The organism is Rheinheimera sp., from assembly GCF_020217005.1.
In the GTDB taxonomy this organism is placed as follows: domain Bacteria; phylum Pseudomonadota; class Gammaproteobacteria; order Enterobacterales; family Alteromonadaceae; genus Pararheinheimera.
Genome location: NZ_JAIWOI010000032.1, coordinates 1 through 10,000, shown reverse-complemented (window position 1 = coordinate 10,000; position 10,000 = coordinate 1). Strand labels below are relative to the sequence as shown.

Genomic DNA, 10,000 nt, shown 5'->3' with positions numbered 1-10,000 from the left:
AGGTCAGATAAATTATAGGAGTGTAAAGCAGCGCTGAACTGGCAAAGTGGGCCAGACTGCCGCCCAAAACTTCGGTCTTGCCTAAACTGCGGATATTGAGCTTTAAGCCGACAGTAAATAGCAACAACAACACGCCTAAATGCGCGACATGGGCAATAATAGCATTGCCTTCTTTGGGCAAATTCAGGTCTGTGGCTGTTGCTGTGATCATAAAGCCGGCCGCCAGATAGCCAATTAACGGAGGTAAGCCAATTAAGCGCACCAGTAAACCTGCACTAAAAGCAAAACCTATCCAGACTGCTTCTAACAACATATAAATCCTTTTGCTCTTACTGCCCCTGCGAAGGCTCTATGGTTTTAGTTTCTTTTTCTGACTTACGGATCACCCAGTCTTTCGCCGTTCTGTGCACTCCGCGGCGTAACGCACTGCTGGCATTTTCCAGCATATCCACACCAGTTAACACAGCTACTACTATGACCGACAACCATATTGCGACCTGATAATGGCCTAAACCAGTAGCAACACCTATAGCGGCCAACACCCAAATAGTGGCCGCCGAAGTGACGCCTACGACAATACCTTCGCGGGTCAGCATCACACCTGCGCCAAGAAAACCAATGCCCGTCACCACCTGACCTATGATACGACTTGGATCTGTCACCACGTTACCCACTATACGATTGGCATCGAGCACCGCATGACCCAAAGGCAGAGACAAAGCGACAAACAAATAGGTGCCCAAAGTGATCAGAATTGAAGTTCGTATCCCGGCAGGTTTCCCCCTCAACTGCCGCTCCAAACCGACGACAGTGCCGGTTAAGACCGTAACACCTATGGCGTGCCAGGATAATGGACTGATATCAAACCAGGCGGGGTCCAGCATCATACAGCACCTCCGGACACTAATTTTTCAGCATTGCGCGCCCGTGCAGCTTTCCACTCTGCTTCGGTCATTGGCACTGTTGCGCCTAAACTGCGGGCGACGGCTTTACGTTGTTGGATATTTAGCGAAATTTGTTGATACTGTTCAGGCGTTTTTTTACGCCAGTCGACAATCTCGTCCATATGACGGTAACAACCGACACAAATCTTATCTTCATTCAGCCTGCAACAGGCCACACAAGGAGAGTCCACTTCAGCTCCGGCTTTTATTCTAACTTACTCCAGTGTAACCACTTTTTGATTCAGGCCAAAGTTTTACAACCAAACTCAAGTGATCAGTCTGAAATGCCGTGCTTTTAACCGCAGTTTTGCCTCTGAAGCTTTACCCTGCTTTGGCTTTATGGCAGCGTAGGCTCAAACAACACGAGGTCCACTGATGAAAAACTATAACTACAGTCTGTTAGCCCTGGCTTTATGCTCCACTTTGGCGATGGCGGCTGATGATAAAAAACCAAGCTGGAATGTCGACAAGCCCGCAGGAAAATTCACTGACATCAAGATAAAAGTGCAGCAAGGCACCTGGATGAATGTCAGTGTTAGTCCTGACGGTAAAACCATCGCCTTTGATTTATTGGGTGATATTTACACTATGCCGATCAGCGGTGGCAAAGCCAAAGTTTTAACCTCTGATATCGGCTGGCAAATGCAGCCGGTATTCAGCCCTGATGGCAAATACATTGCTTTTACCAGCGATCAAGGCGGCGGCGATAATATTTGGGTGATGAAAGCCGATGGTTCAGAGCCAAAAGCAGTGACGGAAGAGACGTTCCGTTTGCTCAATAGTCCAGCCTGGAGTCCGGATGGCGAGTTTATTGTCGCCCGTAAACACTTTACTGCCGGACGTTCATTAGGTGCAGGCGAAGTATGGCAATACCATAAATCTGGTGGTGCTGGTGTGATGCTCACAGCCAAAGCCAATGATGAAAAAGATTTAGGTGAACCCGCGTTTTCTCCGGACGGTAAATATATTTATTTCTCGCAGGACGATACACCAGGCAAAACATTCCACTACAGCAAAGACTCAGAACAAGGCATTTATGTGATTAAACGCTTTGAACGCGAGACTGGAAAAATTGATGTGTTGCTGCAAGGCGCTGGTGGCGCTATCCGCCCTACGCCGTCATCCGATGGTAAATATTTAGCTTATATCCGTCGTGTAGATTTCCAGACCACCTTGTATTTATATGATTTAGAAAGTGGCGAGCATATCCAACTGGATAACCAACTAGACCGCGATATGCAGGAAACCTGGGCTATTCATGGGGTTTATCCAACCTTAAGCTGGACACCGGATAATAAAAAGCTAGTGTATTGGGCCGGTGGTAAAATCAACAGCCTGGATATCGCCAGCAAAACCAAAACTCAAATCCCGTTCTCTGTTGAGCGCAGCAAAACCATTCAGCAGGCGGTTAAATTTAAGCAGGATTTAGACAAAGACCAGTTGGATGTGAAGGTGCTGGGCAACCTGCATATGTCGCCTGACGGTAAAAAAGCCGTGTATTCGGCTTTGGGTCATTTGTATATCAAAGACTTAAAATCAGGTTCAGCCAAACGCCTGACCAGCCAGAACGAACATTTTGAGTTTTACCCGCAGTTCTCGCGTGATGGCAGCAAGCTGGTTTATGTCAGCTGGCATGACACAGCACAAGGCCGGGTCAAACTTCTGGATTTAACCACAGGCCAAAGCCGTGATTTAACGCCAGAAGCGGGTAAATACGTCGAGCCGACTTTCAGCCCGGATGGTCGTACCGTGGTGTATCGCAAGTCTGGTGCAGGCTCTTTGCTGGATAAAAAATGGTCCCTCAATACCGGCCTTTATGCGGTGAGCGTTAGCGGTGCAGACAAACCTAAACTTCTCAGCCGCAACGGTTACGCCCCTATGTTTGGCAAAGACAATACCAGAGTCTTTGCCCAGGATTACGGCGAATCTCCAACACTGCTCAGCATAGATGTGGCCACAGAGCAGCAACGTCCTTTATACACAGCGAAGTACGGCACCGAATTTAAACTGTCGCCGGACGGCAAATACTTAGCTTTTGTTGATCGCTTTAAAGTTTATGTTACGCCTTTTGCAGAGCGTGGTGCTGTGATTGATATCAGCGGTTCAGATACCCAATTCCCGGTCAAACAATTGTCCGTCAAAGCTGGTACAGATATCAGCTGGACATCCGACAGCAGCAGCTTGTATTGGCACTTAGGGCCAGAGCTGTATCATCACAGTATTGCTGGTTTGTTTGATGTAAACAGCAAAGTGAAAGTCGATGCCAAAAACGGCAGCAACATCGGCTTTACTGTGCCTATGGATAAACCCCAAGGCCAAATCGCTTTTGTTGGTGGTCAGGTGATTACCATGGAAGGCGATACCGTGCTGCAGGATGCGGTAGTGCTGGTCGAAGGCAATAAAATCAAAGCTGTGGGCACTAAGGCTGACGTCAAAGTGCCGACAGGCGCCGAAGTCATCGACATCACAGGCAAAACCTTAATGCCAGGTTTATTTGATGCCCACGCCCACGGCGCTCAGGGTGTCAATCAGCTGATCCCACAACAAAACTATGCCAACTACGCAAGCCTTGCTTTGGGGGTCACTTCTATCCACGATCCGTCGAACGACACGCAGGAAATCTTCACTGCCAGTGAATTGCAAAAAGCCGGTATCACAGTGGGCCCACGTATCTTCTCCACCGGTACTATTTTGTACGGTGCTTATGGCGCAGGCTACACCTCCCATATCGACAGCCTGGATGATGCGAAATTTCACTTAGAGCGGCTGAAAAAAGTCGGCGCCTTTTCGGTGAAAAGCTACAACCAGCCACGTCGTAATCAGCGCCAGCAGGTGATTGAAGCGGCTCGTGAGCTGGAAATGCTGGTAGTGCCTGAAGGCGGCTCATTGCTGCAACATAACCTGAGCATGGTGGTAGATGGTCATACTACGCTGGAGCACTCTTTACCTGCGGCTGTGCTGTATGACGACGTGAAACAGCTGTGGCAACAAAGTAATACGGCCTATACGCCGACCCTGATAGTGGCCTATGGCGGCATTTTTGGTGAAAACTACTGGTACGATAAAACGGATGTCTGGAAACATCCGCGTTTAAGCCAGTATGTACCGGCCGATGAACTGCGGCCACGCAGCATGCGTCGTCCTAAAGCGCCGGATCACCACTATAACCATATCTCTATCGCCAAAATGGCCAAAGAGTTATCGGATTTAGGTGTGGTCACTAACATTGGTGCTCATGGTCAACGTGAAAGTTTAGGTGCGCACTGGGAGATCTGGATGTTTGCCCAAGGCGGCATGAGCCCGCTGGAAGCACTAAGAACAGCCACTCTCAACCCGGCGAAGACCTTTGGTATGGATCATCAGCTAGGTTCAATTAAAGCGGGCAAACTGGCCGACTTGATTATCCTTGATGCCGATCCATTGAAGAATATTATGGACACGGACAAAGTGAAGTACAGCATGGTCAACGGCCGTTTGTATGACGCGGAGTCCATGAACCAGCTATATCCTGAGAAAAAACAACGGGCACCCTGGTTTTTTAGTCCGAAAAACTAATGGTCCCAGTTAAACATCTGCAGTGCCATTCCCTGCTTTTGATAAAACCGGCTTAGGCCGGTTTTTCTTTTCGACAATAACTGCAATTTAACTAAGCGAACTTTGCTTCTGAGGTTTTGACTGCTAGGATCTGACAAGCTAAAAGCATTTAAGCCCATTTACTTGTTTTATCGAGGCTTTTCCTACTATGAGTCCAGTTCTGTTTTGTTGTCTACTGTCTTCTTTGCTGGTGCTGTTCTCATGCTCCGCTTTAGCGTCCATGCAATTCTCTGCTCTTGCACAACAGCATGCAGACGCGCCATTAATTAGTTATGACGTCAAACAAGATCATAAAGGTTATATCTGGTTTGCCAGTGAGTTGGATGGATTGCAACGCTTTGACGGCTATGAGCTCAGTCGCTGGAGAATACTACCGGAGTCAGAACATCAACCTGGAATGGCCAACGTCAATCAGCTACTGCTAGACAGCCAACAACGGCTTTGGGTTAGTACCTGGGGACAAGGCGTCACCTTATTGGACCAACAATACAACATAGCAGCTCGTTATCACAGCAAAGCGGCATTACCACTACAGTTGCCATCAGACCGGGCTCAAAGCTTTTTCGAAGATTCGCAGCATCGCATATGGATAGGTACAGTCGAAGGGTTACGTTATGTGCACGCCACGGATCTGAGCACACTACACAAAGTTGAGGCGTTACAGGAACTGCGGGTTTGGCAAATGACCCAGGCAGCCGATGGAATACTTTGGCTGGCCACATCCAGAGGCTTGTATAGTTTGTCTGAGGATTTGCAACAGTTACAATACAAACCTCTCCCTCCTCTGTCCGCGCAGGATGTCAGCGTAAATCCGGCAGAAATCCGTACCTTGTTACTGGTCGACCAGGGCTTATGGCTGGGCACTCAACTTGGGCTATTTTTCTTTAGTTTCGAAACGGGCACAGTCACCAACAGATACCCTGCAGAATTCGGTGTGATTAATACCTTGTTTCAACCCGAGCCAGGCCTGCTATGGATCGGCAGTAGCGCCGGTTTATATAGTGTCACAACGGAACACCCCACCTCTGCAAAACCGGAGCACTCTCTGCAAACAGCAGACATCCGTAAATTTTTCAAAGATCATACCGGGGTCATTTGGGTAGCAAGTCGTAACAGGGGGATCTATAAAATGAATCCTTTGCCACAAAACTTTGCCGCTGTACCTTTTCCCCGCAACGTTGGTATGGCGGAAACTACCTTAAGGCGTATCTATAGTCAAAGCATGATAGACGACAAGATCTGGCTTGGGGTAGACCATGATTTGGTCAGCTACGATATCAACACTCAGATCTGGCGGGAGTACAACTTACCCACTCATAGACCTCATAATCAAATTCAGGCGGTCACCAGGGATCCGTATGGACAATTGTGGGCAGCGACAGACCTTGGACTCTTCAAATCACAGGCGGACGGGCAAGAATTCAGCCAAAAAGATCTTCCGGCCTCAGTGCGTCAGTTAGCAGGTATAACTTCTGTCGCTGCGGATCCTGATGGTTCGCTGTGGCTTGGCATCTGGGAAAAAGGTTTAGTTAAATGGCCTCAACAAAATCCCGAAGGTCTGCTTGAACATTTCACTATCACGTCGCAACCTGGTGATGCTGTAATCAGTATACTTAGCGATGAGGCGGATAGCATCTGGATGGTCACACGCTTTAGCGGTTTGTACCAACTAAGCCGTACTACGGGTTTGCTCAACCGCTATCACAGCGGTGCAGATAGTCTGCCGCAACTTCCAAGCGATATCTTGCTTTGTCTGGAAAAAGTCAACGAACACCAATTTTGGGTATGTACCAATCAGGGTTTGTTTTTCATGGACTTAAAGCGCAACCAGACAGAGCTCTATCAGGTGGCCCATGGCTTGCCCGATAACAGAGTCGTCGCAATTAATGCGCAGGAACCTGGTTCAGTCTGGGTCAGCACAAAAAGAGGACTGGCAGAACTGGATTTAGCGACCAAGACGTTCAGATTCTTTGCTGATAAAGCAAACATTAATGCCTTATTACTGGAAACCAGAGCGCTAAACCGCAATGCTTCTGGTCAGTTCTGGTTGGGTACAGCGGCAGGCTTGTACCACTTTACCCCAAGCGAAATAGAAGATTACCGATTTGACGCGCAAATGGTTGTTAGCAAACTTAAAGCAGACCAGAAGATTTGGTTGGACCCACAAAGTTCAGAGCAAAAACCGCTACTTTTGCCCGTGAATACCAGAGAAATTAATATCCAGTTTAGCTTTCTGGAGTATTACTTCACCGAAGGGCATCAATACGAATACAGATTCTCTGGCTCTGATCAGGGCTGGATTTTTTTAGGCCACCAGAATCATGTAACCTTCAATCGGCTACCTGCAGGCTCGTATCAGTTTGAAGTCAGAAACAGCATGGAACACTCAACAAGAAGCACAGCCAGGTTGAATTTTGTGATCCCCGCCCCTTTATGGCAGGACAAAAGACTTTGGCTATTTATCTCTCTTATTACCCTATTAGCGATTTGGTTGGTGTGGCAGCTACGTACCCGCGCTTTGCAGCAACAAAACATCAGGCTAAATCAGTTGGTGCAACAACGAACTTCGGATTTAGAACAAGCCAATCTGGCTCTTAATCAACAAGCCCGCACTGACTTTTTGACCAAACTGCCAAATCGACTGGCATTTTCTGAACAGTTTGAGCTGTTACAGCGACAAGCCATACGGCAACAAGCTCCATTCACTCTTGTGCTGTTAGACATTGATCACTTCAAAACTATTAATGATACCTTTGGCCATGATGCCGGAGACGTAGTCTTGACCAAAGTGGCGCAAAGTTTATCGCAACGTTTAAGACAACGTGACGTTTTGGCGCGCTGGGGTGGCGAGGAATTCATTTTGTTGTTACCAGAAACTACAGCGCCGGGGGCACTGGTTGTGTGCGAGGAACTCCGACAATGTCTGATGCAAATGGATATTCAGTATCAAAATCAACTTATTACTGTAACTGCCACTTTGGGGCTGGCGCAATTAAATGATTTACACCTCGAACTAAACCGCTGGCAATCTGCTGCGGATATTGCCCTATACCAAGGCAAGAAAACGGGCCGTAACAAGGTAGTGCTTTATCAGGATCGGGTTGTCGACACCAAGCAACCAGTCTAATTTTTCGAAAATTTATTAGTACTTTTAGCCATATTCAGTCGAATGTTTTGGTTATACACTGTCTCTTTCCAGTGCAGGAGACTGACAATGTCAATTGAAACCGCATATTTTATTGGTCATGGCAGCCCTATGAATGCATTAGAGCATAATGCTCAAACGCAACAGTGGCAGTCAATGCTACAGGGCAGCAAACCCAGGGCTATTCTGATGATATCAGCTCACTGGTATACCCATGGCACCGCAGTGACGGCTATGAACTTCCCCAGGACTATTCACGATTTTTATGGCTTTCCTGCAGACTTATATCAAATTCAATACCCTGCTCAAGGCTGTCCTGAACTTGCCACTCAGATTAAAAGCTTATTGGCTCCGGCGGAGGTTCAACTGAATATGAACTGGGGCCTGGATCATGGAGCCTGGTCGGTACTGATTCATATGTTTCCAAATGCAGATGTGCCAGTGGTGCAACTGAGTCTGGATCAAAATTTAACACCGCTTGAGCACCTACAACTTGCAAAAAAGCTGGCTTCGCTCCGACAACAAGGCGTGATGATCATAGGATCAGGCAATGTGGTACATAACCTTCGAATGCTGGATTGGCAAAGCACTCAACCGCCTTTGTGGGCTGAACAATTTAATTATAAAATCAAAGAGTTATTATTAGAAAATAACCTAAAAGGCCTGGCGCAGTATCAGAACATAGGTGAAGCGGCCAGGTTGGCTGTCCCCCACCCTGATCACTTTTTACCTTTACTTTACGTGCTGGGTACCGGGCTGGATGGAGATGAAATCAGCCTGTTTAACGATGAGATCTTGTATGGAGCTTTGAGTATGCTATCGGTCAAATTAAGTACAAAAGTCTGACACTGAGTACTAATCCAGATAACGCTTTTTTTGCTGTTGTACATCGCTGATTGCCTGAGACAACTCTGCCCCCGTCAACCTGTGGTGTTGCATTAGTAATTGCATAGACTCTGATAATTCGTCACTGCTATGTTCTGTAGCAGGAATTTTTGCCTGACGGTAATAGGTAGTACCAAAATCAACTAAAGCACAGATCAGATAAACCAGCAGAAAAACCGCCGGATATTTTATTTTGTGTACCATGTTTTCAGCTCCTGTTCCCACTGCTTCCGTTGTTCCGGCCATAACTCTGCGTTGGTGGTGTCGTCAAACTTATACTTTTTATTCGCTTTAAGTTTTAACAATACTGCGCCAGGTAAAGTTTCCAGATCAGCATATTCCAGCTCACCGGCTTTGAGCACTTTGGCATAATCGAGAATTTTAGCCGTAAAGTCTTTGGTCAAAGGTGTTGGCGCCATCAGCTTGACCTGACACAGAGTATTACGGCATTCACTGTCAAGAATACGCAATTCATTATTCGTTGTAGTCACTGCCAGATGCGCAAGCAGATATTCGGTTGCCTCAGCCCAACCTTCATCTCTTTCTTGATCGTCCCAAAGGCTGTATTGCTCTACCAGACTTTGTTCTTTCGCCATTAAAGCCCGGATCCCTAAATAGGCGTCAAGCACTTTGGCCGCTTCCGGATTTTTTGCTTCAAAGTCGTTCGCTTGCTTTAATTGTGATTGGGTAATAGGCTCAGGCAGCAAAGCAAAGGCCAGCCAAGGCTTGATTTGATATGCAACAATGGCCAATACAGCCAGAGACAAACAAATGATCCACTGTGCAGTTACAGACTGTAAATTGATACTAAACTTCAGCGCCATACCAACTCCACTTAAAAGGCGGCAAAGTTTACCATCTTAAAATGGGGTCAGATCAGATTATTTTTGTAAATAATCTGATCTGACCCCATTTTAAGATGTTTTTTTAGACAAGTCGGGAAAACAGCAATAATTCTTGCTGTGCTATCAAAGCTAACTCTGTTTTACCTTCCAGACTAAAACCCAGCTTGACGGCAACCTGTTTAGAGCCTTGGTTGTCTGGATGTATTACTGCAACCAGCCTGCTTAATCCCAGACCTTGTGCAAACTGGATCACGGCATGCCCTGCTTCTGTGGCTAAACCTTTACCCCAGTACTCTGGCAAAAAACGATAACCAAGTTCGGTTTCCTGAATTTCTTCCAGATACTTTATGCCACTAAAACCTATGACCTGACCTGTTGCTTTCCAGACACAAGCAAAACGACCGTAGCCATAGACCTGATAATCCCGCAGCGGATGCTGCTGCAAATAATCCAGCGTGTCTTGTTTCGACTGTGCTGGTTTATTGCCGACATACCGGATTACGTCAGGCACTGTCATTAGCTGATACATGGCATCCACATCATCCAGCGTAAAAGCACGCAAGACTAAACGTGGAGTCTCAAGCACA

The 10,000-nt window shown here is 47.0% G+C and carries 9 protein-coding genes; 3 read left to right on the top strand and 6 right to left on the bottom strand.

Annotated elements, in window-relative coordinates:
• The 3 genes from LDL40_RS01625 to LDL40_RS01615 all read right to left on the bottom strand — a co-directional run.
• A partial coding sequence (locus tag LDL40_RS01625) for a cation:proton antiporter (RefSeq protein WP_300993084.1) occupies window positions 1-313 on the bottom strand: 313 nt, incomplete at its 3' end.
• 16 nt (window positions 314-329) lie between these two features.
• Window positions 330-887 carry an MgtC/SapB family protein gene (locus tag LDL40_RS01620; RefSeq protein ID WP_300993082.1) on the bottom strand — a complete coding sequence of 186 codons (558 nt, stop codon included), beginning with the start codon at window positions 885-887 and terminating at the stop codon, window positions 330-332.
• Window positions 884-1,135: a DUF1289 domain-containing protein gene (locus LDL40_RS01615; RefSeq protein ID WP_300993080.1), complete on the bottom strand. Its 252-nt coding sequence runs from the start codon at window positions 1,133-1,135 to the stop codon at window positions 884-886. Before LDL40_RS01615 ends, LDL40_RS01620 begins: the two co-directional genes overlap by 4 nt.
• 184 nt (window positions 1,136-1,319) lie before the next feature.
• On the opposite strand from LDL40_RS01615, the gene LDL40_RS01610 reads away from it, so the two are divergent.
• From LDL40_RS01610 to ygiD, 3 genes are all read left to right on the top strand, one after another.
• Entirely contained in the window at window positions 1,320-4,499 is a 3,180-nt protein-coding gene (locus tag LDL40_RS01610; RefSeq protein WP_300993077.1) for an amidohydrolase family protein, read from the top strand.
• A gap of 187 nt (window positions 4,500-4,686) precedes the next feature.
• Window positions 4,687-7,665, top strand: a complete 2,979-nt coding sequence (locus LDL40_RS01605; RefSeq protein WP_300993074.1) for a ligand-binding sensor domain-containing diguanylate cyclase — start codon at window positions 4,687-4,689, stop codon at window positions 7,663-7,665.
• 87 nt (window positions 7,666-7,752) lie between these two features.
• Complete coding sequence (gene ygiD, locus LDL40_RS01600) at window positions 7,753-8,529, top strand: 4,5-DOPA dioxygenase extradiol (RefSeq protein ID WP_300993070.1); 777 nt, start codon at window positions 7,753-7,755, stop codon at window positions 8,527-8,529.
• Between the two features lie 9 nt (window positions 8,530-8,538).
• On the opposite strand, the gene LDL40_RS01595 is transcribed toward ygiD, so the two are convergent.
• The 3 genes from LDL40_RS01595 to LDL40_RS01585 form a co-directional block, all read right to left on the bottom strand.
• Window positions 8,539-8,772 carry a hypothetical protein gene (locus LDL40_RS01595; protein ID WP_300993066.1) on the bottom strand — a complete coding sequence of 78 codons (234 nt, stop codon included), beginning with the start codon at window positions 8,770-8,772 and terminating at the stop codon, window positions 8,539-8,541.
• Window positions 8,757-9,392 carry a hypothetical protein gene (locus LDL40_RS01590; protein ID WP_300993062.1) on the bottom strand — a complete coding sequence of 212 codons (636 nt, stop codon included), beginning with the start codon at window positions 9,390-9,392 and terminating at the stop codon, window positions 8,757-8,759. The genes LDL40_RS01595 and LDL40_RS01590 overlap by 16 nt, the downstream gene beginning before the upstream one ends.
• 103 nt (window positions 9,393-9,495) lie before the next feature.
• On the bottom strand, window positions 9,496-10,000 hold a 505-nt coding region (locus LDL40_RS01585), incomplete at its 5' end, for a GNAT family N-acetyltransferase (RefSeq protein ID WP_300993059.1).

Coding starts and splice junctions, on each gene's coding strand:
- LDL40_RS01620 (WP_300993082.1), bottom strand. CDS start 887: ATGATGCTGGACCCCGCCTGGTTTGATATCAGTCCATTATCCTGGCAC.
- LDL40_RS01610 (WP_300993077.1), top strand. CDS start 1,320: ATGAAAAACTATAACTACAGTCTGTTAGCCCTGGCTTTATGCTCCACT.
- LDL40_RS01605 (WP_300993074.1), top strand. CDS start 4,687: ATGAGTCCAGTTCTGTTTTGTTGTCTACTGTCTTCTTTGCTGGTGCTG.
- ygiD (WP_300993070.1), top strand. CDS start 7,753: ATGTCAATTGAAACCGCATATTTTATTGGTCATGGCAGCCCTATGAAT.
- LDL40_RS01595 (WP_300993066.1), bottom strand. CDS start 8,772: ATGGTACACAAAATAAAATATCCGGCGGTTTTTCTGCTGGTTTATCTG.
- LDL40_RS01590 (WP_300993062.1), bottom strand. CDS start 9,392: ATGGCGCTGAAGTTTAGTATCAATTTACAGTCTGTAACTGCACAGTGG.